This window comes from Pseudomonas rustica, from assembly GCF_018336155.1.
In the GTDB taxonomy this organism is placed as follows: domain Bacteria; phylum Pseudomonadota; class Gammaproteobacteria; order Pseudomonadales; family Pseudomonadaceae; genus Aquipseudomonas; species Aquipseudomonas rustica.
This window is the reverse complement of sequence record NZ_JAGYHF010000001.1, coordinates 229,432-255,275: the sequence shown is the minus strand read 5'-3', so window position 1 is coordinate 255,275 and position 25,844 is coordinate 229,432. Positions and strand designations below refer to the sequence as shown.

The 25,844-nt window shown below is 59.5% G+C and carries 21 protein-coding genes; 14 read left to right on the top strand and 7 right to left on the bottom strand.

Annotated elements, in window-relative coordinates:
- Positions 1–132: 132 nt before the first annotated feature.
- Together pap and KFS80_RS01130 are read left to right on the top strand one after the other, a co-directional pair.
- Entirely contained in the window at positions 133–1,647 is a 1,515-nt protein-coding gene (pap, locus tag KFS80_RS01135) for a polyphosphate:AMP phosphotransferase (protein ID WP_212543759.1), read from the top strand.
- A gap of 102 nt (positions 1,648–1,749) precedes the next feature.
- Positions 1,750–2,934, top strand: a complete 1,185-nt coding sequence (locus KFS80_RS01130; protein WP_212543758.1) for a thiolase family protein — start codon at positions 1,750–1,752, stop codon at positions 2,932–2,934.
- 129 nt (positions 2,935–3,063) lie between these two features.
- Here the strand turns inward: KFS80_RS01130 and KFS80_RS01125 are convergent, their stop codons facing one another.
- The gene (locus tag KFS80_RS01125) at positions 3,064–3,258 is read right to left on the bottom strand and encodes a DUF6316 family protein (protein WP_212543757.1); all 195 of its coding nucleotides are present in this window, start codon (positions 3,256–3,258) and stop codon (positions 3,064–3,066) included.
- Positions 3,259–3,469: 211 nt separating this feature from the next.
- On the opposite strand from KFS80_RS01125, the gene KFS80_RS01120 reads away from it, so the two are divergent.
- Entirely contained in the window at positions 3,470–4,423 is a 954-nt protein-coding gene (locus KFS80_RS01120; protein WP_159811530.1) for a DMT family transporter, read from the top strand.
- An 84-nt stretch (positions 4,424–4,507) separates the two neighbouring features.
- Here the strand turns inward: KFS80_RS01120 and KFS80_RS01115 are convergent, their stop codons facing one another.
- Positions 4,508–5,902 (bottom strand): class II fumarate hydratase, encoded by a 1,395-nt coding sequence (locus tag KFS80_RS01115; protein ID WP_212543756.1) that lies wholly within the window; start codon positions 5,900–5,902, stop codon positions 4,508–4,510.
- A 194-nt stretch (positions 5,903–6,096) separates the two neighbouring features.
- Between KFS80_RS01115 and KFS80_RS01110 the strand changes: the two genes are divergently transcribed.
- The 7 genes from KFS80_RS01110 (at position 6,097) to KFS80_RS01080 (ending at position 14,020) form a co-directional block, all read left to right on the top strand.
- Positions 6,097–6,618: a DUF2059 domain-containing protein gene (locus KFS80_RS01110; protein ID WP_053122485.1), complete on the top strand. Its 522-nt coding sequence runs from the start codon at positions 6,097–6,099 to the stop codon at positions 6,616–6,618.
- A gap of 12 nt (positions 6,619–6,630) precedes the next feature.
- Complete coding sequence (locus KFS80_RS01105; protein WP_008079766.1) at positions 6,631–6,930, top strand: BolA family protein; 300 nt, start codon at positions 6,631–6,633, stop codon at positions 6,928–6,930.
- 296 nt (positions 6,931–7,226) lie between these two features.
- Positions 7,227–8,168 (top strand): oxygen-dependent tRNA uridine(34) hydroxylase TrhO, encoded by a 942-nt coding sequence (trhO, locus tag KFS80_RS01100; protein ID WP_053122483.1) that lies wholly within the window; start codon positions 7,227–7,229, stop codon positions 8,166–8,168.
- Positions 8,169–8,203: 35 nt separating this feature from the next.
- On the top strand, positions 8,204–8,806 hold the full coding sequence (locus tag KFS80_RS01095; RefSeq protein ID WP_212543938.1) for a DsbA family protein: 603 nt from the start codon (positions 8,204–8,206) through the stop codon (positions 8,804–8,806).
- Positions 8,799–10,616: an ABC transporter ATP-binding protein gene (locus tag KFS80_RS01090; protein ID WP_212543755.1), complete on the top strand. Its 1,818-nt coding sequence runs from the start codon at positions 8,799–8,801 to the stop codon at positions 10,614–10,616. The genes KFS80_RS01095 and KFS80_RS01090 overlap by 8 nt, the downstream gene beginning before the upstream one ends.
- Positions 10,617–10,719: 103 nt before the next feature.
- Complete coding sequence (locus tag KFS80_RS01085) at positions 10,720–13,179, top strand: EAL domain-containing protein (RefSeq protein ID WP_212543754.1); 2,460 nt, start codon at positions 10,720–10,722, stop codon at positions 13,177–13,179.
- A gap of 79 nt (positions 13,180–13,258) precedes the next feature.
- Positions 13,259–14,020: an iron-containing redox enzyme family protein gene (locus KFS80_RS01080; RefSeq protein ID WP_218959131.1), complete on the top strand. Its 762-nt coding sequence runs from the start codon at positions 13,259–13,261 to the stop codon at positions 14,018–14,020.
- A 118-nt stretch (positions 14,021–14,138) separates the two neighbouring features.
- Here the strand turns inward: KFS80_RS01080 and KFS80_RS01075 are convergent, their stop codons facing one another.
- The 5 genes from KFS80_RS01075 to KFS80_RS01055 form a co-directional block, all read right to left on the bottom strand.
- On the bottom strand, positions 14,139–15,065 hold the full coding sequence (locus tag KFS80_RS01075) for a GGDEF domain-containing protein (protein ID WP_053122473.1): 927 nt from the start codon (positions 15,063–15,065) through the stop codon (positions 14,139–14,141).
- Between the two features lie 360 nt (positions 15,066–15,425).
- Positions 15,426–16,166 (bottom strand): YciK family oxidoreductase, encoded by a 741-nt coding sequence (locus KFS80_RS01070; RefSeq protein WP_212543753.1) that lies wholly within the window; start codon positions 16,164–16,166, stop codon positions 15,426–15,428.
- Between the two features lie 108 nt (positions 16,167–16,274).
- The gene (gene mupP / locus KFS80_RS01065) at positions 16,275–16,946 is read right to left on the bottom strand and encodes an N-acetylmuramic acid 6-phosphate phosphatase MupP (protein ID WP_038364376.1); all 672 of its coding nucleotides are present in this window, start codon (positions 16,944–16,946) and stop codon (positions 16,275–16,277) included.
- Between the two features lie 4 nt (positions 16,947–16,950).
- Complete coding sequence (ubiG, locus tag KFS80_RS01060) at positions 16,951–17,649, bottom strand: bifunctional 2-polyprenyl-6-hydroxyphenol methylase/3-demethylubiquinol 3-O-methyltransferase UbiG (RefSeq protein WP_008079776.1); 699 nt, start codon at positions 17,647–17,649, stop codon at positions 16,951–16,953.
- 56 nt (positions 17,650–17,705) lie between these two features.
- The gene (locus KFS80_RS01055; RefSeq protein ID WP_212543752.1) at positions 17,706–19,040 is read right to left on the bottom strand and encodes a TRZ/ATZ family hydrolase; all 1,335 of its coding nucleotides are present in this window, start codon (positions 19,038–19,040) and stop codon (positions 17,706–17,708) included.
- Positions 19,041–19,148: 108 nt separating this feature from the next.
- Here KFS80_RS01055 and mtnA point away from each other — a divergent pair, with 108 nt between their 5' ends.
- The 4 genes from mtnA to pheA all read left to right on the top strand — a co-directional run bounded on the left by mtnA (position 19,149) and on the right by pheA (position 25,842).
- Complete coding sequence (mtnA, locus tag KFS80_RS01050; RefSeq protein WP_053122467.1) at positions 19,149–20,225, top strand: S-methyl-5-thioribose-1-phosphate isomerase; 1,077 nt, start codon at positions 19,149–19,151, stop codon at positions 20,223–20,225.
- 433 nt (positions 20,226–20,658) lie between these two features.
- Positions 20,659–23,433, top strand: coding sequence for a DNA gyrase subunit A (gene gyrA, locus KFS80_RS01045; RefSeq protein ID WP_053122466.1), 2,775 nt, complete (start codon positions 20,659–20,661; stop codon positions 23,431–23,433).
- A gap of 229 nt (positions 23,434–23,662) precedes the next feature.
- The gene (gene serC, locus KFS80_RS01040; RefSeq protein WP_053122464.1) at positions 23,663–24,748 is read left to right on the top strand and encodes a 3-phosphoserine/phosphohydroxythreonine transaminase; all 1,086 of its coding nucleotides are present in this window, start codon (positions 23,663–23,665) and stop codon (positions 24,746–24,748) included.
- On the top strand, positions 24,748–25,842 hold the full coding sequence (gene pheA / locus KFS80_RS01035; RefSeq protein WP_007908404.1) for a prephenate dehydratase: 1,095 nt from the start codon (positions 24,748–24,750) through the stop codon (positions 25,840–25,842). Before serC ends, pheA begins: the two co-directional genes overlap by 1 nt.
- Positions 25,843–25,844 lie beyond the last annotated feature (2 nt).

The window sequence follows — 25,844 nt, the reverse complement described above, 5'->3', positions numbered from 1 at the left end:
TCAAAAGATCGCAGCCTTCGGCAGCTCCTACAGGGTGGATTGCATTCCAGTGTAGGAGCTGCCGCAGGCTGCGATCTGTTCAGAGGTTGTCATCATCCGCTAGTCTTGCTGAACCCTGGAAGGAGCCGTCCAATGTTTGAATCCGCTGAAATCGGTCACGCCATCGACAAAGACACCTACGAGGCCGCCGTCCCGGCACTGCGTGAAGCGCTGCTGGAGGCCCAGTTCGAGTTGCAGCAACAGAAGCGTTTCCCGGTGATCATTTTGATCAACGGCATCGAAGGCGCGGGCAAGGGCGAGACGGTCAAGTTGCTCAACGAGTGGATGGATCCGCGCCTGATCGAGGTGCGCACCTTCGACCAACAGAGCGACGAAGAACTCTCGCGGCCACCGGCCTGGCGTTACTGGCGGATGCTCCCGGCCAAAGGGCGGATGGGGATTTTCTTTGGCAACTGGTACAGCCAGATGCTCCAGGGGCGGGTGCACGGTTTGTTCAAGGATCCACGCCTGGATCAAGCGATCGCTGGCGCCGAGCGTCTGGAAAAGATGCTCTGCGATGAAGGCGCGCTGATTTTCAAATTCTGGTTTCACCTGTCGAAGAAGCAGATGAAGGCACGGCTCAAAGCGTTGGCCGACGATCCGTTGCACAGCTGGCGCATCAGCCCGCTCGACTGGCAGCAATCGGAAACCTACGACAAATTCGTCAAATACGGCGAGCGCGTGCTGCGCCGCACCAGTCGCGATTACGCGCCGTGGCATGTCATCGAAGGCATGGACGCAAATTACCGCAGTCTGGCCGTCGGCAAGATTCTCCTTGAAGGTTTGCAAAGTGCGCTGAAACGCCCGGACGTGCATCCCCACGATGTCAGCGCCGCGCCGCTGGGCACACCGGTTGATCATCTGAACCTGCTCGACAGCCTCGACCTGACCCAGCGTCTGGACAAGAAAGATTACGAAGAGCAACTGATCACCGAACAGGCGCGATTGTCCGGTCTGATGCGCGACAAACGCATGCGTCGCCATGCACTGGTCGCGGTGTTCGAAGGCAACGATGCGGCGGGCAAGGGCGGGGCGATCCGTCGGGTGGCGGCGGCGCTCGATCCGCGCCAATACAACATCGTGCCGATTGCCGCGCCGACCGAAGAGGAGCGTGCGCAACCGTACCTTTGGCGTTTCTGGCGACATATTCCGGCGCGCGGCAAATTCACCGTGTTCGACCGTTCGTGGTACGGCCGAGTGCTGGTGGAGCGCATTGAAGGTTTCTGCACACCGGCGGACTGGCTGCGTGCGTATGGCGAGATCAATGACTTCGAGGAGCAGCTGGCCGACGCCGGGGTGATCGTCGTCAAGTTCTGGCTGGCGATCGACAAGGACACGCAGATGGAGCGTTTCAAGGAGCGTGAAGAGATCCCGTTCAAGCGCTTCAAGATCACCGAGGACGACTGGCGCAACCGCGACAAGTGGGACGATTACCGTGCCGCCGTCGGCGATATGGTCGATCGCACCAGTTCCGAGATCGCGCCGTGGACGTTGGTTGAGGCCAATGACAAGCGCTGGGCGCGAGTGAAAGTGCTGCGCACGATCAACCGCGCACTCGAAGACGCGTTCGAGAAATCCGACAAGCACGCGAAAAAGCACAAGGACTGAACCGATGGACACGCATACGCGGGGTGAATGATTGTCGCAGTCGGCAATGGGGTGGACTTATGCTCGGTTCACTCTCAACCGACAACAATAATGAGGTATGCCATGCGTGAAGTGGTGATCGTCGACAGCGTGCGGACTGGCCTGGCCAAATCCTTTCGCGGCAAGTTCAACCAGACCCGCCCCGATGACATGGCGGCGCACTGCGTCAACGCGCTGCTGACGCGCAATGACATCGACCCGGCCAGCGTCGAGGATTGCATCGTCGGCGCCGGCTCCAACGAAGGCGCGCAGGGCTACAACATCGGCCGCAACGTCGCGGTGCTCTCGCGTCTGGGCACCGGCACCGCCGGCATGACGCTCAACCGTTTCTGCTCGTCGGGCTTGCAAGCGATTGCGATTGCCGCCAACCAGATCGCCTCGGGTTGCAGCGACATCATCGTCGCCGGCGGCGTCGAGTCGATCAGCCTGACGATGAAAAGCGTCAACACCGATCACCTGATCAATCCGCTGCTCAAGCAACAGTCGCCGGGCATCTATTACACGATGGGCCAGACTGCCGAAGTGGTTGCGCGACGTTATGGCGTCAGCCGTGAGGCGCAGGATCGCTATTCATTGCAGAGCCAGATCCGCACCGCGCAGGCGCAGGCGGCCGGGCTGTTCAACGATGAAATCGTGCCGATGTCGGTGAAATATCGCGTTGAAGACAAGAACACTGGCGAAGTGCAAATTCTTGACGGCGTGGTTGATCGCGATGACTGCAACCGTCCGGACACCACCTATGAAAGCCTCGCCGGGTTGAAACCGGTGTTCGCTGAAGACGGTTCGGTGACGGCGGGCAACTCGTCGCAATTGTCGGATGGCGCGTCGATGACGCTGGTGATGAGTCTGGAAAAAGCCCTGGAATTGGGGCTGAAGCCGAAAGCTTTTTTCCGTGGGTTTACCGTGGCCGGTTGCGAGCCGGACGAGATGGGCATCGGCCCGGTGTTCTCGGTGCCAAAACTGCTCAAGGCGAAAGGTTTGCAGGTGGCGGACATTGATCTGTGGGAACTCAATGAGGCGTTCGCTTCGCAGTGCCTGTACAGCCGTGATCGGCTGGAGATCGATAACGACAAGTACAACGTCAACGGTGGCTCGATTTCGATTGGCCACCCGTTCGGCATGACCGGGTCGCGGCAGGTCGGGCATCTGGTGCGGGAGTTGCAGCGGCGTAATTTGCGTTACGGGATTGTGACGATGTGCGTGGGCGGCGGGATGGGTGCGACGGGGTTGTTTGAGGCGGTGCGTTAAACCGCTGAATTTGCGTTGCCTGTTCGGGCCTCTTCGCGAGCAAGCCCGCTCCCACAGTTGAACGCGATTCCATGTGAGGAATGCGATCGAATGTGGGAGCGGGCTTGCTCGCGAAGGCAGCGCCAAGGCCTAACGGCTGGAATCCAGCCCCTGCATCCGCGCAATATAAGCCTGGATTTCCTTCTCAATCTGCTCGGCACTCTCAAACGGCCCCTCAAGGGTGTTTTCCCGAGTGCTGAAATACAGTTCGCCATTGACCCGGCACACGCGGTCGCTGCGAAAGTGCGTGGCGGGGGCGTTGTCTTGGGCGCGCATGCCTAACATGATCGGTCTCCTTGGCTGAGGCGCTGGACGGGATCCAATCAGCTTATGCCTGAAGCACTTAACCCGCGCGGCCAGCCGATCAACGGCAGCGCGTCAATTTAATGCTGCGACCTGCACAGTTTCATTCACGTCCTGGCCCCAACTGTCCCTGTGTCGCGCCCGGCGGCACGCCTAGAATGAGCACACTCGTCAGCAGGCTTTTGGGGTTCGCATGCACATTTCATCCGGTCGCTGGGTTTACGGCTTGTTCCTGGCGCTGCTGACCGCGTTTCTGTGGGGCATCCTGCCGATCAAACTCAAACAGGTGTTGCTGGTGATGGATCCGGTCACGGTGACCTGGTTTCGCTTGATGGTGTCCGGCAGTTGCCTGTTCATTTATCTGGCCGCGGTCAAACGCCTGCCGAGCCGCAAAGTGCTGGGGCCCAAGGGTGGCTGGCTGGTGCTGATGGCGGTGCTCGGCTTGGTCGGCAACTACGTGCTGTATCTGATGGGCCTCAACCTGCTCAGCCCCGGCACCGCGCAACTGGTGGTGCAGATGGGCCCGATCATGTTGCTGATCGCCAGTCTGTTTGTGTTCAAGGAGCGTTTCAGCATTGGCCAAGGCATTGGGTTGTTGGTGCTGCTGGTCGGTTTTGTGCTGTTTTTCAATCAGCGTCTGGCGGAGTTGCTGACCTCGCTGTCGGATTACACCGCCGGCGTGTTGTTGGTGCTGCTGGCGTCGACGGTGTGGACGTTTTACGCGCTGGGTCAGAAGCAATTGCTGACGGTGTGGAATTCGTTGCAGGTGATGATGGTGATTTACCTGTTCTGCGCGTTGTTGCTGACGCCGTGGGTGCACCCGCTCGAAGCGTTGGAGTTGAGCCCGTTGCAGGGTTGGTTGCTGCTGGCGTGCTGCATGAATACGTTGATTGCCTATGGCGCGTTTGCCGAAGCGCTGGCGCACTGGGAGGCGTCGCGGGTCAGTGCGACGCTGGCGATTACGCCGTTGGTGACGTTTGGCGCGGTGGCGATCGCGGCGGGGATCTGGCCGGAGTACGTGCATGCCGAGCAGATCAATGGGCTTGGGTATGGCGGGGCGGTGCTAGTGGTATTGGGCTCGGCGCTGGTGGCGTTGGGGCCTTCGTTGATTGCCGGGCTCAAGGCGCGGCGGATGCGTATGGCCTGAAGATCAAAAGATCGCAGCCTGCGGCAGCTCCTACAGAGAACGCATTCCAATGTAGGAGCTGCCGCAGGCTGCGATCTTTTGTTTTTAGCCCTTGGCCCCAGCCTCAATCATGTTTTCCGGCCGCACCCACGCATCAAACTCTTCATCGGTCAGATAGCCCAACGCCAACGCCGCCTCACGCAACGTCAGCCCCTCGCTGTAAGCCTTCTTGGCGATTTCCGCCGACTTGTCATAACCAATGTGCGGGTTCAACGCCGTCACCAGCATCAACCCACGCTCCAGATGCCGCGCCATGACTTCCGCATCCGGCTCCAGCCCAGCAATGCAGTGCTGCTGGAAGTTGCTGCAGCCATCGCCAAGCAGGCGGATCGATTGCAGCAGGTTGTGGATGATCACCGGTTTGTACACGTTCAACTGCAAGTGACCCTGACTGGCGGCGATGCCGATCGTCACGTCGTTGCCTAGCACCTGACAGGCCAGCATCGACAGTGCCTCGCACTGCGTCGGATTGACCTTGCCCGGCATGATCGAGCTGCCCGGCTCGTTGGCCGGCAAGCGCACTTCGGCAAAACCGGCGCGTGGGCCGGAGCCTAGCAACCGCAAATCGTTGGCGATTTTCATCAGCGCCACGGCGAGGGTTTTCAGCGCGCCGGAGAGGCTGGTCAGCGGCTCATGGCCGGCGAGGGCGGCAAACTTGTTTGGCGCGGTCACGAAGGGCAGACCCGATAGCGCCGCCAGTTCGGCAGCAATCGCTTCACCAAAACCGTGCGGCGAGTTCAGCCCGGTGCCGACGGCGGTGCCGCCCTGTGCCAGTTCACACACCGCTGGCAGCGCGGCACGGATCGCCCGTTCGGCGTAATCCAGCTGCGCGATAAAACCGGACAATTCCTGACCGAAGGTGATCGGCGTCGCGTCCATCATGTGCGTGCGCCCGGTTTTCACCAGTTTCATATGGCGCGCGGCGAGTTCAGCGAGGCCACCGGACAGCTCGGCAATTGCCGGCAGCAGTTGTTCCTGCACGGCTTGCGCGGTGGCGATGCTCATGGCAGTGGGGAAGCAGTCATTGGAGCTTTGCGAGCGGTTGACGTGATCATTCGGGTGCACCGGGGTTTTGCCGCCGCGCGGATTGCCGGCCAGTTCGTTGGCGCGACCGGCGATCACCTCGTTGACGTTCATGTTGCTCTGGGTGCCGCTGCCGGTCTGCCAAACGACGAGCGGAAACTGGTCGTCATGCTTGCCGTCGAGGACTTCGTCAGCGGCCTGTTCGATCAGGCGGGCGATGTCGGCGGGCAGGTCGCCGTTGCGGTCGTTGACCCGGGCGGCGGCTTTCTTGATCAGGGCCAGGGCGTGCAGCACCGGCAGCGGCATGCGTTCCTGTCCGATGGCGAAGTTGATCAGCGAGCGTTGCGTCTGAGCCCCCCAGTAAGCATCGTCCGGGACGTCGATCTGGCCCAGGCTGTCGGTTTCGATACGGCTCATCGTGCACACTCCTGTTGGTCTGTTTGCGCAGTTTAGGCCGGGTTCGGCCCGGGTGGTTCCATCGAATCGATTGTTGACCGGTAAAACCCCGCCAATCAAGCGCGGCAAGGCTTGGGGGGTTGAGCCGCAGCGATTTTTAGGCGCAGAATGGTCGCCCTTGGGGTTTTACCTCGCTTTGCTTAAAAGGAAACTCGATGACTCGTCTTCGTGCCATCTGTACCGCGGTTGCACTGGTTTGCGCCAGCGGCCAGGTGCTTGCCGATACCGCCAGCCACAACGCCAGTGCCGAAGCTTTCCTGACACTGGCCCACGCTGACAAACTGGGCACTCCGGTGTACATGCAAGTGCAGCAAATGTTCGCTCAGCGCTTTGAGCAGACCAAAGCCCCTGAAGCTAAAAAAGCCGTGCTGGAAACCTATCAGGCCAAGGCCAACGCCGCGCTGGATCAGGCCATTGGCTGGAACAAGCTGAAGCCGGACATGGTCAAGCTCTACACCACCAACTTCAGCGAATCCGAGCTGAAAGATCTGGTCGCGTTCTACCAGTCGCCACTGGGTAAAAAAGTCCTGGAAAAAATGCCGCAGCTGACTCAGCAATCGGCCCAGATGACCCAGGCCAAACTGGAAAGCGCGGTACCGGTAGTCAACAAGCTGCTGGAAGACATGACCAACGAGCTGGCCCCGAAAGGCGCTGCTCCGGCCAAGAAAAAGCCGTAAGCGGAGTTGGTGATGAGCATGCAACAACGCATCGAATCTACGCTGGGCCTGTTACAGCCTGAGCATCTGCAAGTGCTGGATGAAAGCCACATGCACAGTCGCGGGTTGCAGACCCACTTCAAGGCAGTGGTGGTCAGCGCGCAGTTCGAAGGCCTGAACCGGGTCAAGCGCCACCAGAAAGTCTACGGCACGCTCGGCGAGCTGATGGGCGAGTTCCATGCGTTGGCGCTGCACACCTACACCCCGCAGGAATGGGCAGAGACCGGCGCCGCCCCGGCATCGCCGACCTGTGCCGGCGGAAGCAAACACTGATTTTGGATGTGGCGGGATTTTTGTGGCGAGGGGATTTATCCCCGATGGGTTGCGAAGCAGCCCCAAAAGCCACAGAACCCAATCTCCCTGAAAGACCGCATTCTCAGGGTTCGGGGCCGCTTCGCAGCCCATCGGGGATAAATCCCCTCGCCACAGGTTTTGTGTTGTCACAGAAGACTCAGTACATCCAAAACACATCGTGTTTTTGCTAGAATCCGCAACGCGCCGCTCACCCGGCGCGTTTTTTTTTGAATCCGGTTCACCCTTTGCGAGGGTAGCCACCTGGAGAAATACCCATGACACAACCGATTGTCGTGGCGGCACTGTATAAGTTCGTCACCCTCGAAGATTACGTCAACCTGCGCGAGCCCCTGCTGCAAGCGATGGTCGACAACCAGATCAAAGGCACCCTGCTGATTGCCGAAGAAGGCATCAACGGCACGGTGTCCGGCACTCGCGAAGGCATCGACGGCCTGCTCGCCTGGCTCAAGAACGACCCACGCATGATCGACATCGATCACAAAGAGTCGTACTGCGACGAGCAGCCGTTCTATCGCACCAAAGTCAAACTGAAGAAAGAAATCGTCACCCTCGGTGTCGAAGGCGTCGATCCGAACAAAAAGGTCGGCACCTACGTTGATCCGCAAGACTGGAACGCGTTGATCAGCGACCCTGAAGTGCTGTTGATCGATACGCGCAACGATTACGAAGTGTCGATCGGCACCTTCGAAGGCGCCATTGATCCGAAAACCACCAGTTTTCGCGAATTCCCTGACTACATCAAAGAACACTTCAACCCGGCCGTGCACAAGAAGGTTGCGATGTTCTGCACCGGCGGCATTCGCTGCGAGAAAGCCTCGAGCTACATGCTCAGCGAGGGCTACGAAGAGGTTTACCACCTCAAGGGTGGCATTCTGAAGTACCTCGAAGAGGTGCCGCAGGAAGAAACCAAGTGGCAGGGTGACTGCTTCGTGTTCGACAACCGCGTGACCGTGCGCCACGACCTCAGCGAAGGCGACTACGATCAATGTCATGCCTGCCGCACACCGGTCAGCGTTGAAGATCGCGCCAGCGAGCATTACGTCGCCGGCATCAGTTGCCCGCATTGCTGGGACAAGCTGAGCGAGAAGACTCGCCGCAGCGCAATCGACCGGCAGAAGCAGATCGAACTGGCCAAGGCGCGCAACCAGCCGCACCCGATCGGCTACAACTATAAGCAAGCATCCACCGAGGCTTAATCATGTCTGCACGCCTGCTCTATGTGATGGATCCGATGTGTTCGTGGTGCTGGGGTTTTGCTCCGGTGGCCAAGGCATTGGTGGAGCAGGCGCAGGCAGCCGGGGTCGAGCTGCATCTGGTGGTCGGCGGTTTGCGCACCGGCAGTGGCTCGGCGTTGGAGCCGACCACGCGGCGCTACATTCTCGAACACTGGCAAGCGGTCACCGAGGCTACTGGCCAGCCGTTCAAGTTCGACGGCGCGTTGCCCGACGGTTTTGTCTACGACACCGAGCCTGCCTGCCGTGCGATCGTCACCGCGCGCAGCCTGGCGCCGGATTGCGCATGGAAACTGGTCGGACTGATCCAGCACGCCTTCTACGCTGAAGGTCGTGATGTCACCCAAGCCAGCGTGCTGGTGGAACTGGCCGAGCAGGCCGGTGTGCCGCGTATCGAATTTGCTGCGCTGTTCGACCGTGCCGATCAGCACGAAGCCACGTTGGCCGATTTCAATTGGGTGCAGGATCTCGGCATCGCCGGGTTCCCGACCTTGCTAGCCGAGCGTAACGGTCAGCTGGCGCTGCTGACCAACGGCTATCAACCGCTCAGCGAACTGTCGCCGTTGCTCGGCCGCTGGCTGGAGCGCGCTGCCTGTGCCTGACCTGGCCGATGACACGCCAGCCGTAAAGCGTGTCGACCGGCTGAGCTGGGCAGAAGTCCGGCGTTTGGCTCTCACACACAAAAAATCCCTGTGGATCGCTAACGGCGTGGCTGTTCTGGCGACGCTGTGCAGCGTGCCGATTCCGCTGCTGCTGCCATTGCTGGTCGATGAAGTTTTGCTCGGCCACGGCGATGCGGCATTGAAAGTCATGAACCACGTGTTGCCCAGCATGTGGCAGCAAGCAGCAGGCTACATCGGCCTGATGCTGGTGGTGACGCTGACGCTGCGTTGCAGCTCGCTGTGTTTTGGCGTGTTGCAGTCGCGGCTGTTTGCGCGACTGGCCAAGGACATCGTTTACCGCATCCGCGTGCGCCTGATCGAGCGGCTCAAGCGGATTTCCCTCGGCGAATACGAAAGTCTCGGCAGCGGCACGGTGACCACGCACCTGGTCACCGATCTCGATACCCTCGACAAATTCGTCGGTGAAACCCTCAGTCGTTTTCTCGTAGCGATGCTGACCCTGGTCGGCACCGCGAGCATCCTCATGTGGATGCACTGGAAACTCGCGCTGCTGATTTTGCTGTTCAACCCGCTGGTGATTTACGCCACGGTGCAGTTGGGCAAACGCGTCAAACACCTGAAAAAACTCGAGAACGACAGCACCGCGCGCTTCACTCAGGCGCTGAGCGAAACCCTCGACGCGATTCAGGAGATCCGTGCCGGCAACCGGCAGGGGTTCTTCCTCGGCAGGCTCGGCCTGCGCGCGCAGGAAGTGCGCAATTACGCGGTCAACTCGCAATGGAAAACTGACGCCTCCAACCGCGCCAGTGGTTTGTTGTTTCAGTTCGGTATCGATATTTTCCGTGCGGCGGCGATGCTCACCGTGCTGTTTTCCGACCTGTCGATCGGGCAAATGCTCGCGGTGTTCAGTTACCTGTGGTTCATGATCGGCCCGGTCGAACAGCTGCTCAACCTGCAATACGCCTACTACGCGGCGGGCGGTGCGCTGACGCGGATCAACGAGTTGCTGGCGCGCGCCGATGAACCGCAGTATCCCGGCGGCGTCGATCCGTTCAAGGGTCGCGACACTGTTGGTATTCAGGTGCAAGGCTTGAGCTTCGGTTACGGCGATGAACTGGTGCTGGATCAGCTCGATCTGTCGATTGCCCCCGGTGAGAAAGTCGCGATTGTCGGTGCCAGTGGCGGCGGCAAAAGTACTCTCGTGCAATTGCTGCTCGGGTTGTACACGCCGCTGTCCGGCACCATTCGTTTCGGCGGTTCGACCCAGCAGGAAATCGGCCTCGACACCGTTCGCGAGAACGTCGCGGTGGTGTTGCAACACCCGGCGCTGTTCAACGACACCGTGCGCGCCAACCTGACCATGGGCCGCACGCGCGACGACGAAGCCTGTTGGCAGGCGCTGGAAATCGCCCAGCTCGAAGCAACCATCCGCGCCTTGCCGGATGGCCTCGACAGCATCGTCGGCCGCTCCGGCGTGCGCCTCTCCGGTGGTCAGCGCCAACGTTTGGCGATTGCGCGGATGATCCTCGCCGAGCCAAAAGTGGTGATCCTCGACGAAGCCACCTCGGCCCTCGATGCCGCCACCGAATACAACCTGCATCAGGCCATGGCGCGCTTTCTCAACGGTCGCACCACGCTGATCATTGCCCACCGTTTGTCAGCGGTGAAGCAGGCCGATCGCGTGTTGGTGTTCGATGGCGGGCAAGTGGCTGAAGACGGCGATCATCAACAACTGATCGCCGATGGTGGTTTGTACGCCAAGCTCTACGGGCATTTGCAGCGCCACTGAGTTATCGGCATCCATGCCGCTTGCCGTGAGCCCAAACGCCTCCTAGTCTAGGAAGGTGGTCTGATCGGAAGGGATGATCAGGCAGTGCCATACAAGGGATCCCATGAAGCAAAAGCGGACGCTCGGAACGCCACGTTTGTTGGGCATCGTCTGGCCTTTCATTGCCGTCGTGTTGTTTCAGGCGTTATTGGGCGGTGTGAGTCTTTATGTCCTGTCGGCCGTGCGTGGTTACGTGGCGGGCGAGAGCCTGTGGTCGAAAGGTCAGAAAGACGCCATTTATTACCTCAACCTGTACGCCGACAGTCGTGACGAGGCGATCTTCCTCAAGTATCAGGACGCCATTGCCGTGCCGCAGGGCGGTCATCAATTGCGCGTCGCCCTGGATCGTCAGCCGCCGGATCTGGAATCCGCGCGTGAAGGCATTCTCAAGGGTGGCAACCACCCGGATGACGTCTCCAGCCTGATCTGGCTGTACCTCAATTTTCGTCATTTCAGTTATCTGGAAAGGGCGATCGACCGCTGGACGGTGGGCGATGCCTATCTGGTGGAGCTGGATAACGTGGCTCGCGAGATGCACCACAGCATCACCGAGAACACCGCGTCCGATGCGGATGTTCGCCTCTGGAAAGCGCAGATTTTTGATATCAACGACGGCGTGACGCCGGCGGCCAAAGCGTTCAGTGATGCTTTGGGTGAAGGCTCGCGGGTGATTCTGCGGCTGTTGCTGTTTACCAATCTCGCCACCGCGCTGGGGTTGATCGTGCTGGCGCTGTTGCGCACACGCAAGTTGCTCAAACAACGCCACGCGTTTGCCGAAGCCCTGCAACTGGAAAAAGATCGTGCGCATGTCACGCTGCATTCGATTGGCGACGGGGTGATTACCACCGATGTCGACGGCGCTATCGATTATATGAACCCGGCTGCCGAGGCCCTGACCCACTGGAAAGCCGAGCAGGCTGCCGGCTTGCCGTTGGCGGCATTGTTCAATTTGCTCGATGACAACGCGCAGGCCGAAGGGCTGACGCTGATTGAACACATTCTCAGCGGCCAGCTCAGTGGTGGCAGCGAACACTCCAAACTGATTCAGCGACTCGACGGCAGCACGGTGTCGGTGACGCTGGTCGGCGCGCCAATCCGTAATGCCGGCAAAGTCAGCGGTACGGTGCTGGTGTTGCACGACATGACCCAGGAGCGGCAATACATCGCCAATCTGTCGTGGCAGGCGACCCACGATGCGCTGACCGGGCTGGCCAACCGTCGCGAGTTCGAATATCGCCTGGAGCAAGCGCTGCACAATCTCTCGCGGCAGGGCGGGCGACATGCGCTGATGTTCCTCGATCTCGACCAGTTCAAACTGGTCAACGACACCTGCGGTCACGCGGCGGGCGATGAGTTGTTGCGGCATATCTGCGCGTTGCTGCAATCAGGCCTGCGCGAGGGCGACACCCTGGCGCGGCTGGGTGGCGATGAGTTCGGGATCTTGCTGGAGAACTGCGCGCTGGAGGCAGCGGAGAAGATCGCCGACAGCCTGCGCCAGACCGTGCAGAACCTGCATTTCGTGTGGAAGGGCCGGCCATTTCTGACCACCGTCAGTATCGGCCTGGTGCATGTCGGTCAGACGCCGACCACCCTCGAAGCGTCGCTGCGCGCCGCCGACATGGCCTGCTACATGGCCAAGGAAAAGGGCCGCAATCGGGTGCAGGTCTATCACGCCGACGATTCGGAGCTGTCCCTGCGCTTCGGCGAGATGGCCTGGGTGCAACGCTTGCACATGGCACTGGAGGAAAACCGCTTCTGCCTGTACGCCCAGGAAATCGCTCCGCTGGGCGGCATTCAGGATGGCCGCGCGCACATCGAAATTTTGCTGCGCCTGCATGATGAATCCGGCCGGATGATTCTTCCGGACAGTTTCATTCCGGCCGCTGAACGTTATGGATTGATGAGTCAGTTAGATCGTTGGGTTGTGCAAAACGTATTTAAGGTTATTGCTCAATGTATTGCAGAAGAACATGAAGGCCCGTTGGCGATGTGTGCGATTAATCTGTCAGGCATTACTATAGGAGATGACGCGTTTTTGCACTTCCTGAGGGAACAGTTTGTTAACTATGCCATCCCGCCTGAAATGATTTGTTTTGAAATTACAGAAACCAGTGCTATTTCAAATTTAGGCAGTGCAATACGTTTTATTAATGAACTCAAAGGCTTAGGTTGTTACTTTTCGCTGGATGACTTTTGTGCCGGAATGTCTTCATTCGCTTACTTGAAACATTTACCTGTAGACTTCCTGAAGATCGACGGGAGTTTCGTAAAGGATATGCTGGACGACCCGATTAACCGCGCAATGGTCGAAGTGATCAATCACATCGGGCATGTCATGGGTAAGCAGACAATTGCCGAATTTGTTGAAACAACCCAGATCGAACAAGCCTTGCTTGAGATCGGAGTTGATTACGCTCAGGGTTACGTTATTGAGCGTCCGCAGTTGTTTACCTGTGACAGTTTGCAAAGTCGGCCCGCCAGACCGCAACCGCTGTTATTCAAAGCGCCTGGCACGTTCCGTTGAAATCTCTTGCCGATCCTTATAATCACAAATCAAAAGGAGCCGAACAGTGATCGACACATTCAACCGAACCGGACCACTCATGGAAGCTGCAAGTTATCCTGCCTGGGCACAACAGCTCATTGAGGATTGCAGCGAGAGCAAGCGCCGGGTTGTCGAACATGAGTTGTACCTGCGCATGCGTGATAACAAGCTCAGCGCAAAAACCATGCGTCAGTACCTTGTCGGGGGCTGGCCGGTAGTTGAGCAGTTCGCGTTGTACATGGCGCAGAACCTGACCAAAACCAAGTTTGCCCGGCATCCGGGTGAAGACATGGCGCGGCGCTGGTTGATGCGCAATATCCGCGTCGAACTCAACCACGCCGATTATTGGGTGCACTGGAGTCGCGCGCACGGTGTCAGTCTCGAAGACCTGCAAGCACAACAAGTGCCGCCGGAACTGCATGCCTTGAGTCATTGGTGCTGGCACACCAGTTCCGCCGATTCGCTGATCGTGGCCATTGCCGCCACTAACTATGCAATTGAAGGCGCAACGGGTGAGTGGTCAGCGGTGGTGTGTTCCACGGGCGTCTACGCCGCCGCGTTCCCGGAAGAGGATCGCAAGCGCGCGATGAAGTGGCTGAAGATGCATGCGCAGTACGATGATGCGCATCCATGGGAGGCGCTGGAGATCATCTGCACGCTGGCGGGGATGAACCCGAGCAAGGCCTTGCAGACCGAGCTGCGTCAGGCGGTGTGCAAGAGCTACGACTATATGTACCTGTTCCTCGAACGGTGCATGCAACTGGAAACGTCCGAGCGATTGCTTGTAAGCCGTGAGCGCAGGGCTGTAGTTACGCAATAAAAAATGTGGGAGCGGGCTTGCTCGCGAAAGCGGTGTGTCAGTCAACTGATTTGCTGACTGACACTATGCCTTCGCGAGCAAGCCCGCTCCCACACTGTTTTGTGCTGTAGGTAAAATCCTAGCCCGCCATTGCCAAGCGGTTACGACCTTCGCGCTTGGCCACATACAGCGCACTGTCCGCGCGGCGCAACAGGCTCTCCGCCGATTCCCCCGGCAGCAGCGTCGAACAACCCAGACTCACCGTCAACTCGATCAACTGGCCATCGGCGTAATACTCGGCAGCCTGCGCCGCATAACGCAGTCGCTCGCCAACCATCGCCGCCGCCTCGCGGCTGGTGTTCGACAGCAGAATCAAAAACTCTTCACCGCCATAACGAAAGACCATGTCGACGTTGCGCAACTGACCCTTGATCGACGCCGCCACGGCTTTGAGCACGTCATCACCGGCGCTGTGCCCATGGCTGTCGTTGACGCGTTTGAAGTGGTCGATATCCAGCATCAACACAGACAGTGGCTGCCCGTGCCGGCGCGACATGTCGATCTCGCGTTGCAGGGTCTGCTCCATGGCAATGCGGTTGCCGGCGCCGGTCAGCGGATCTCGCAGAGCACTTTGCGTCGCGGCGCGGTAGAGCAGGGCGTTGCGCATCGGATACAGCAGCGACGACAGCAGTGATTCGAGGTTGCCCTGATCCTGTTCGTTGAAACGCTGATTGCGGCGGAACACCAGTTCGCCCATGTGCTCGCCTTCGTGGCTCAAGCTGTAGCTGACCGAATGGTGACCACGAGCGCCGAACTCCAGGCGCAGGTCGCTGCCCTGGTGCACGTAGCTCAAGGCGTCCAGCGGCACGAGGCGTTGAACCTCACGGAAAAACAGCCCGAGGATACGTTGCGGTTCAAGACTGGTTTGCAGTTGCAGGCTCAGTTGCTGGCGCAGCTGCGCAAGACTGGTCGGTCGCTCCAGCAAGGGAGGCAGTTGACCGAAGCCCAGGCGTTGCAATTTGGCGCTGTCGAAGTCAATTGCATTGGTCTGGGAGGGTGATTTCATATGGCGTGAACCCTTAGCAGTAAGTCTGTCTTACAGGCTGGGTGAGAGCGGCTATGGGCTGCGCGTCATACTGATCCATCAGTCCCGTAGGACGTTTGGCGTAAGTTTAGTCTGCCTGATGACGATTAGTAAGCTATCGAAATCGGCCTCGCCCCATTGCCTTCACGCGGCTTGCTTTGAGGAAAATTAGAGCGAAAGTCGTGCCATTCGGTTCATATTTGTTAAAACCGTTCTTATTCAATGGCTTGCGAGCTCGCGGGGAAAATTCGCGCTGGATAATTGACTAAATTGTGACGGCCGCGAGCGGCAAATGTTGGCCGCGACGGGAATCCGCCGCGGTAACAAAGCCGACGTATGGCACTACTGAGCGTTGAAAGCCTGGCCGTTGATGCCGGTGCTGTCCGGGCCCATCAGATACAGATAGACCGGCATGATCTCTTCTGGCGTCGGGTTGTTCAGCGGATTTTCCCCCGGATATGCCTGAGCACGCATGCTGGTGCGAGTGGCGCCGGGGTTGATGCTGTTGGAGCGTACTGGCGCAACGGATTCGAGTTCGTCGGCAAGGGTTTGCATCAAACCTTCGGTGGCAAACTTCGACACGCCATAAGCGCCCCAATAGGCGCGGCCCTTACGACCGACGCTGCTGGAGGTAAAGACAACAGAAGCATCCTGCGACAGCTTGAGCAGCGGCAGCAGGGTGCTGGTCAGCATGAACATGGCGTTGACGTTGATCTGCATGACGCGCATGAAATTCTCGCCGGACAACTGCTCGATCGGCGTGCGCGGCCCGATGATCGAGGCGTTGTGCAGCAGGCCGTCGAGGTGGCCGAATTCAGCTTCGATCATCGCTGCCAGTTCATCGTACTGATGGGGCAGGGCGGTTTCGAGGTTGAACGGAATCACCGCCGGCTGCGGATGCCCCGCCGCTTCGATGTCGTCGTAGACCTGCGTCAGATTGGCTTCGGTCTTGCCCAGCAGCAACACGGTCGCGCCGTGAGCGGCGTAGGTTTTCGCCGCAGCCGCGCCAATGCCACGACCGGCACCGGTGACCAGAATGACCCGATCCTTGAGCAATTCGGGACGAGCGGAGTAATCAAACATAAAAACCTCACAATCCATTAATAGCTAAAAGATCGCAGCCTGCGGCAGCTCCTACAGGACAGTAAATATTTGTAGGAGCTGCCGCAGGCTGCGATCTTTTGACCTTGATCAGCAACTGCAAAGCGCGCTATCGAGCACCTTGCGCAGCTCCGACGGATGATCCACCACCACGTCCGCGCCCCAATGCCGCGGGTTGTCGTCCGGGTGGATGTAGCCAAACGTCACCGCCGCGGTTTTCGTGCCGGCGTCGCGCCCCGATTCGATATCGCGCAGATCATCGCCCACAAACAGAACTGTCGACGGATCCAGATCAAGCATCTTGCACGCAAGGATCAACGGTTCCGGATCCGGCTTGCTGTTTTTCACGTGATCCGGGCAGATCAGTAGCGCCGAACGTTCTGCCAGCCCCAACTGCTGCATGATCGGCTCGGCAAAGCGCAGCGGCTTGTTGGTCACCACGCCCCAGATCAGATTGGCCTTTTCGATGTCGGCGAGCAGTTCGCCCATGCCGTCGAACAGCTTGCTGTGTACGGCGCAACCGACCAGATAGCGCTCAAGGAACTCAAGGCGCAATTCCTCGAAGCCCGGCGATTCCGGATCCATCGAGAACGTCACCGCGACCATGGCTTTGGCGCCGCCGGAAATCTCGTCGCGAATGTGCTTGTCGTTGATCGGCGGCAGGCCGCGATCGGCGCGCATTGCCTGGCAGATGGCGATGAAGTCCGGCGCCGTGTCGAGCAGGGTGCCGTCCATGTCGAAGAGAACCGCTCTGATGGCCATCGGCTTACTCCTCGCGCAGGGTCTGGATCATGTAGTTGACGTCAACGTCGCTGGCCAGTTTGTAGTGCTTGGTCAGCGGGTTGTAGGTCAGGCCGATGATGTCTTTGACGGTCAGGCCGGCCATGCGGCTCCAGGCGCCGAGCTCGGACGGGCGGATGAATTTCTTGAAGTCGTGGGTGCCGCGCGGCAGCAACTTCATGATGTATTCAGCGCCGACGATCGCGAACAGGTACGCCTTCGGATTACGGTTGATGGTCGAGAAGAACACCTGGCCGCCCGGTTTGACCATGCGGAAGCAGGCACGGATCACCGAGGAAGGATCCGGTACGTGCTCGAGCATTTCAAGGCAGGTGACGACGTCGAACTGCTCAGGCATTTCTTCGGCGAGGTCTTCGGCAGTGATCTGGCGGTATTCGACGTTGACGCCAGACTCAAGCTGATGCAATTGCGCGACCGCCAGCGGCGCTTCGCCCATGTCGATACCCATCACCGTGGCGCCACGCTGGGCCATGGCTTCGCTGAGGATGCCGCCGCCGCAACCGACGTCGAGGACTTTCTTGCCGGCCAGATTGACCCGCTCGTCGATCCAGTTGACGCGCAGCGGGTTGATGTCGTGCAGCGGTTTGAATTCGCTTTCACGATCCCACCAGCGATGGGCCAGGGCTTCGAATTTTGCGATTTCGGCGTGGTCGACGTTACTCATGTTCAATCCTCTAAAACTTGAAAAAGGCTGTAGCCCCGGTTTGTGTTCCGGGGTTTTTACGATTCTTTGTGGCCGCTGATGCGCTGGCCCCAGGCCCGGGCGGTGGCGCCCAGTTGTGCTTCGTCCAGTCGCGTCAGGCGGCGGTCGTCGAGCAGTTGTTTGCCGGCGACCCATAGGTGCTTCACGCAATCGCGGCCGGTGGCGTAGATAAGCTGCGACACCGGGTCATACACCGGTTGCTGGGCCAGACCGGACAGATCGAAAGCGACGATGTCGGCGGCTTTGCCGATTTCCAGCGAGCCGACTTGCGCTTCGATGCCCAGCGCGCGTGCGCCGTTCAGGGTGGCCATGCGCAGCGCACGATGGGCGTCCAGCGCGGTGGCCGAACCGGCGACGGCTTTCGCCAACAGCGCAGCGGTGCGGGTTTCGCCGAGCAAATCCAGATCATTGTTGCTCGCCGCGCCATCGGTGCCGACCGCAACGTTCACCCCAGCCTGCCACAAACGCTCGACCGGGCAGAAGCCGCTGGCCAGTTTGAGGTTGGATTCCGGGCAATGGATCACGCTGGTGTTGCTTTCTACCAGCAACGCCAGGTCATCATCGCTGATCTGGGTCATGTGCACGGCCTGGAAGCGCGGGCCGAGCAGGCCCAGGCGGCCGAGGCGGGCCAGCGGGCGTTCGCCACGCTGCTCCAGAGCTTGCTGGACTTCGAACGCAGTTTCGTGGACGTGCATGTGGATCGACGCGTCCAGCTCCTCGGCGATCACGCGGATTTTTTCCAGATTCTCGTCGCCGACGGTGTACGGTGCATGAGGGCCGAAGGTGATCTTGATGCGTTCGTGATGCTTCAAGTCGCCGAACAACTCGACGCCCTGACGAATGGCTTCATCGGCACTGCTCGCGCCCGGGATCGGGAAATCAAGGATCGGAATCGCGATTTGCGCGCGAATGCCGCTGTTGTGCACGCGCTCGCTGGCGACTTTCGGGAAGAAGTACATGTCCGAGAAGCAGGTGATGCCGCCTTTGATCTGCTCGGCGATGGCCAGATCAGTGCCGTCGCGGACGAAATCTTCATCGACCCATTTCGCTTCGGCCGGCCAGATGTGGTTTTCCAGCCAGGTCATCAGCGGCAGATCATCGGCCAGGCCGCGGAACAGCGTCATCGCCGCGTGACCGTGCGCATTGATCAGGCCGGGGGCGAGCAGCACATCCGGCAATTCACGGACTTCGCTGGCGTTACACTTCAATGCTTCGGCGCGCGGGCCGATAAACACGATGCGACCGTCGCGGATGCCCAGGCCATGCTCCTTGAGCACAACGCCAGCGGGTTCGACGGGTACCAGCCAGGTCGGCAGCAATAATAAGTCGAGCGCAATGGCAGGTTTCGGCATCGAGGGTCGGTTCCAGTGCTTTTGTAAAGGATGGCGAAGTATACCCGAGCGTCTTCGCGGGGGGATCGCTATAATCGGCGGCTTTTGTTCATGAGTGCGGGGTGTGGGATGCGCGATCGACTGTTGGCTGCGGAGAAAGTGAAGGCCATCGATTGGCGAGACGGCGCGCTGCACCTGCTGGATCAGCGTATTTTGCCGTTCGAAGAAACGTGGATTGCCTACACCAGCGCCGCCGGCGTGGCTGAGGCGATTCGCTCGATGGTGGTGCGTGGCGCGCCGGCCATCGGCATCAGTGCGGCCTACGGCATCGTGCTCGCCGCGCGCGCGCGGATCGCTGAAGGTGGCGACTGGTACGCGGCGCTGGAAGAGGATTTCGCCTTGCTGGCTGATTCCCGTCCGACCGCAGTCAATCTGTTCTGGGCGCTGGGTCGTATGCATGATCGACTGGATCGCCTGAAAGAAAACGCCGATCCGCTGGCGGCGCTGGAAGCTGAGGCGATCGCCATTCATGAAAGCGATCGCGAAGCCAACCTGACCATGGCGCAGCTCGGCGTCGACCTGATCCGCAAGCATCAAGGCAATGCTCAGGCGATTCTGACCCACTGCAACACCGGCGCGCTGGCGACGGGCGGTTTCGGTACCGCGCTGGGTGTGATTCGCGCAGCCTTTATTGAAGGCATGGTCGAGCGCGTTTACGCCGACGAAACCCGTCCGTGGCTGCAAGGCTCGCGTTTGACCGCGTGGGAACTGGCCAACGAAGGCATTCCGGTGACCCTGAACGCCGACTCCGCTGCTGCACACATCATGAAAACCAAAGGTGTGACCTGGGTGATCGTGGGCGCCGACCGCATCACTGCCAATGGTGACGTGGCGAACAAGATCGGCACCTATCAACTGGCGGTCAACGCCATGCACCACGGCGTGCGTTTCATGGTGGTGGCGCCGAGTTCGACCATCGACATGAACCTTGCCAGCGGCGACGACATCCCGATCGAAGAGCGCGATGGCGCCGAGTTGCTGGAAGTCGGCGGCAAGCGCGTCGGTGCCGACGTTGAAGCGTTCAACCCGGTGTTTGACGTGACGCCGGCGGATCTGATCGACGCGATCGTCACCGAGAAGGGCATTGTCGAGCGCCCGGATACCGCGAAAATGGCCCAGTTGATGTGCCGCAAACGCCTGCATTGATGCGGTGACACTCAATGTAGGAGCTGCCGAAGGCTGCGATCTTTTGACTTTGTTTTTAGAAGACAAAGTCAAAAGATCGCAGCCTTCGGCAGCTCCTACAGGTGTGCGCACCCCTAAATGTCAATAAACATCGTTAAACCGAGCCCCATTTCTGCATTCAAAGAAGCTCTAAGCCTCTCTCGTCCCCGTTAAGCCTGTCACCGGTCAACTAACTATGCTCCATGCGCATCTGGGGGATAGGTGCGTGGCGGCCTTTGTGATAACATCCGGCGTTTTCCGAGGCAGCTTCACGAAGCTGTCTTTACTGCGCAAATCCACGCTCCAATGTTGATTTGTCGTAAGTCGGCGCATGGCACTCGGCCGGCCCCGACGAGCTTCGTTGGTCCCATATGGATATGACGAAGTTTCACCAGAAAAAGGAATCAGGCTTCTCATGGGCGAACTGGCCAAAGAAATCCTCCCGGTCAATATCGAAGACGAGCTGAAGCAGTCCTACCTCGACTACGCGATGAGCGTAATCGTCGGCCGTGCACTGCCGGATGCGCGCGATGGCCTCAAGCCCGTGCACCGTCGCGTACTGTTCGCGATGAGCGAGCTGGGTAACGACTACAACAAGCCGTACAAGAAATCTGCCCGTGTTGTCGGCGACGTGATCGGTAAGTATCACCCGCACGGTGATACCGCGGTGTACGACACCATCGTTCGTATGGCCCAGCCTTTCTCCCTGCGCTACCTGCTGGTAGACGGTCAGGGCAACTTCGGTTCGGTCGACGGCGACAACGCTGCGGCGATGCGATACACCGAAGTGCGCATGACCAAGCTGGCGCACGAACTGCTGGCTGACCTGCACAAAGAAACCGTGGACTGGGTGCCGAACTACGACGGCACCGAAATGATCCCGGCGGTCATGCCGACCCGTATCCCCAACCTGCTGGTCAACGGCTCCAGCGGTATCGCCGTGGGCATGGCGACCAACATCCCGCCGCACAACCTCGGTGAAGTCATCGACGGTTGCCTGGCGCTCATCGACAACCCTGAGCTGACCGTCGATGAACTGATGCAATACATCCCCGGTCCGGACTTCCCGACCGCCGCGATCATCAACGGTCGCGCCGGTATCATCGAAGCCTACCGCACCGGTCGCGGGCGTATTTACATGCGCGCTCGTTCGATCATTGAAGACATCGACAAGGTCGGTGGCCGTCAGCAGATCGTCATCACCGAACTCCCTTACCAGTTGAACAAGGCGCGTCTGATCGAGAAGATCGCCGAGCTGGTTAAAGAGAAGAAGCTGGAAGGCATCACCGAACTGCGCGACGAGTCCGACAAGGACGGTATGCGGGTCGTGATCGAACTGCGTCGCGGCGAAGTGCCTGAGGTGATCCTCAACAACCTCTACGCCCAGACCCAGCTGCAATCGGTATTCGGCATCAACATCGTTGCGCTGATCGACGGCCGCCCACGCATCCTGAATCTCAAGGATCTGCTGGAAGCCTTCGTCCGTCACCGTCGCGAAGTGGTTACCCGCCGTACCGTGTTCGAACTGCGCAAAGCGCGCGAGCGTGGTCACATCCTCGAAGGTCAGGCCGTTGCCCTGTCGAACATCGACCCGGTTATCGCCCTGATCAAAGCGTCGCCGACCCCGTCGGAAGCTAAAGAAGCGCTGATCAGCACGCCGTGGGAATCCTCGGCCGTGGTCGCGATGGTTGAACGTGCCGGTGCCGATTCGTGCCGTCCGGAAAATCTCGATCCGCAATACGGTCTGCGCGAAGGCAAATACTTCCTGTCGCCAGAACAGGCGCAAGCCATTCTGGAACTGCGTCTGCACCGTCTGACCGGTCTGGAACACGAAAAACTGCTGGCCGAGTATCAAGAGATCCTCAACCAGATCGGCGAGCTGATCCGCATCCTCAACAGCGCTGTGCGCCTGATGGAAGTGATCCGCGAAGAGCTGGAAGTGATTCGTGCCGAATACGGCGACGTGCGCCGCACCGAGATTCTCGATGCCCGTCTCGATCTGACCCTGGGTGACATGATCCCGGAAGAAGAGCGCGTTGTGACCATCTCCCACGGTGGCTATGCCAAGACCCAGCCATTGGCTGCGTACCAGGCTCAGCGTCGTGGCGGCAAAGGCAAATCGGCGACCGGCGTCAAGGATGAGGACTACATCGCTCACCTGCTCGTTGCCAACAGCCACACCACGCTGCTGCTGTTCTCCAGCAAAGGCAAAGTGTACTGGCTCAAGACCTACGAAATCCCGGAAGCGTCCCGCGCTGCCCGTGGTCGTCCGCTGGTCAACCTTCTGCCATTGAGCGAAGGCGAATACATCACCACCATGCTGCCGGTCGATCTCGAAGCCATGAAGCGTCAGGCTGAAGAAGAAGAGGCTGAAGGCGTTGAGGTTGATGTAGAGGAAATCGAAAACAGCAACGAGACCGACGAAGAACGTCGTGCCCGTATCAAGGCTGCTGATCGTAAAAAAGCGCCGTTCATCTTTATGTCGACCGCCAACGGTACGGTCAAGAAGACGCCGCTGGTAGCCTTCAGTCGTCAGCGCAGCGTTGGTCTGATCGCGCTGGAACTGGACGAAGGCGACATCCTGATCTCCGCGGCTGTCACCGACGGCGAGCAGGAAATCATGCTGTTCTCCGACGGCGGCAAAGTTACGCGCTTCAAGGAATCCGAAGTTCGCGCCATGGGCCGTACCGCCCGCGGTGTGCGTGGCATGCGTCTGCCAGAAGGGCAGAAGCTGATCTCCATGCTGATTCCGGAAGAAGGCAGCGAAATTCTCACTGCTTCCGCGCGCGGCTACGGCAAGCGTACGGCGATCACCGAGTTCCCTGAGTACAAGCGTGGCGGTCAGGGCGTTATCGCCATGGTCAGCAACGAGCGTAACGGCCGTCTGGTCGGTGCGGTTCAGGTGCAGGACGGTGAAGAAATCATGCTGATCTCCGATCAGGGCACCCTGGTGCGTACCCGTGTCGACGAAGTGTCGAGCCTGGGCCGTAACACCCAAGGTGTGACGCTGATCAAACTGGCCAAGGATGAAACCCTGGTCGGTCTGGAGCGGGTTCAGGAGCCTTCGGAAGTCGAAGGCGAAGAGCTTGAAGGGGAAGAGGGCGAGGAATTCGAAGGCACTGTCGTAAACGACGATGCTGGTGAAGATCAGCAACTCGACGCCGCAGCAGACGAAGAACCGCAAGAATAAGCGGACAAGCAAGGGGGCGGATGAGAATTCGCCCCCTTGTTATTTGTCCTGTTTGAAAATTTGCAACACTGTACGGGATCGTTCCCACGCTCTGCGTGGGAATGCCGCTCGGGACGCTCCGCGTCCCATGACGCAGAGCGTCATTGGATGCATCCCCACGCAGAGCGTGGGAACGATCATCCGCAGACCAAAAGATTTAAGTGACCACCAAATCAGAGCGAGATTGGATGTGAGCAAGCGAGCCTATAACTTCTGCGCCGGTCCTGCGGCGCTTCCTGAAGCTGTCCTGCAGCGCGCCCAGGGTGAACTCCTTGATTGGCACGGCAAGGGTCTGTCGGTCATGGAAATGAGCCATCGCAGCGATGAGTTCGTGTCCATTGCCACCCAGGCCGAGCAGGATCTGCGTGACCTGCTGAATATCCCTTCGAACTACAAAGTGCTGTTTCTGCAAGGTGGCGCCAGCCAGCAATTCGCGCAGATTCCACTGAACCTGCTGCCTGAAGGCGGTTCTGCCGACTATATCGACACCGGTATCTGGTCGCAGAAAGCCATCGAAGAAGCCTCGCGCTACGGCCACGTCAACGTCGCCGCCACCGCCAAGCCTTACGACTATTTCGCCATCCCGGGCCAGAACGAGTGGAACCTGTCGAAAGACGCCGCTTACGTTCACTACGCACCGAACGAAACCATCGGCGGTCTGGAATTCCAGTGGATCCCGGAAGTCGGTGACGTGCCGCTGGTGGCTGACATGTCTTCCGACATTCTGTCGCGTCCTGTCGATATCTCGCGTTTCGGCATGATCTACGCCGGCGCCCAGAAGAACATCGGCCCGAGTGGCATCGTCGTCAACATCATCCGCGAAGACCTGCTCGGCAAGGCGCGTGCGCTGTGCCCGACCATGCTCGACTACAAAGTCGCCGCAGATAACGGCTCGATGTACAACACCCCGCCGACCCTGGCCTGGTACCTGTCCGGTCTGGTGTTCCAGTGGCTGAAAGAGCAGGGCGGCGTTGACGCGATCGCCAAACTCAACGACGTCAAACAGCGCACGCTGTACGACTTCATCGACGCCAGCGGCCTCTACAGCAACCCGATCAACAAATCGGATCGCTCGTGGATGAACGTGCCATTCCGTCTGGCCGATGATCGTCTGGACAAGCCGTTCCTGGTCGGTGCCGAAGCGCGCGGTCTGCTTAACCTGAAGGGTCACCGCTCCGTGGGCGGCATGCGCGCCTCCATCTATAACGCTGTCGACATCACTGCGGTCAACGCGCTGGTGGCGTACATGGCTGAATTCGAGAAGGAACACGGCTGATGTCCGAGCAAGAACTCAAGGCATTGCGCGTTCGCATTGACGCTCTGGACACCAAAGTCATGGAGCTGATCAGTGAGCGTGCGCGTTGCGCCCAGGAAGTCGCGCGAGTAAAGATGGCCTCGCTGGCCGAAGGCGAAGTGCCGGTGTTCTATCGTCCTGAGCGTGAAGCTCAGGTGCTCAAGCGTGTGATGGAGCGCAATCAGGGGCCGCTGGGCAACGAAGAGATGGCGCGGTTGTTCCGTGAAATCATGTCGTCGTGCCTGGCGCTCGAGCAGCCGCTGAAAGTGGCTTACCTCGGCCCTGAGGGCACCTTCACCCAAGCGGCAGCCATGAAACACTTCGGTCACGCGGTGATCAGCAAGCCAATGGCGGCGATCGACGAAGTGTTCCGTGAAGTCGCCGCCGGTGCGGTGAATTTTGGCGTGGTGCCGGTGGAAAACTCCACCGAAGGCGCGGTCAACCACACATTGGACAGCTTTCTCGAACACGACATGGTCATCTGTGGCGAAGTCGAGCTGCGTATTCACCATCACCTGTTGGTCGGTGAAAACACCAAGACCGACAGCATCAGCCGCATCTATTCCCACGCGCAGTCGCTGGCCCAGTGCCGCAAGTGGCTGGACGCGCACTATCCGAATGTCGAGCGCGTCGCGGTGTCGAGCAACGCCGAGGCGGCCAAGCGGGTCAAAGGCGAGTGGAATTCGGCGGCGATTGCCGGTGACATGGCGGCCGGTCTGTATGGCCTGACGCGTCTGGCCGAGAAGATCGAAGACCGTCCGGACAACTCGACGCGCTTCCTGATGATTGGTAACCAGGAAGTGCCGCCGACCGGCGACGACAAGACGTCGATCATCGTGTCGATGAGCAACAAGCCCGGCGCGCTCCACGAGCTGCTGGTGCCGTTCCACGACAACGGGATCGACCTGACCCGCATCGAAACCCGTCCATCGCGCAGCGGTAAATGGACCTACGTGTTCTTCATCGACTTCGTCGGCCACCACCGTGATCCGTTGATCAAAGGTGTGCTGGAAAAGATCAGTCAGGAAGCAGTAGCACTCAAAGTGCTGGGTTCCTACCCGAAAGCAGTTCTCTAAGG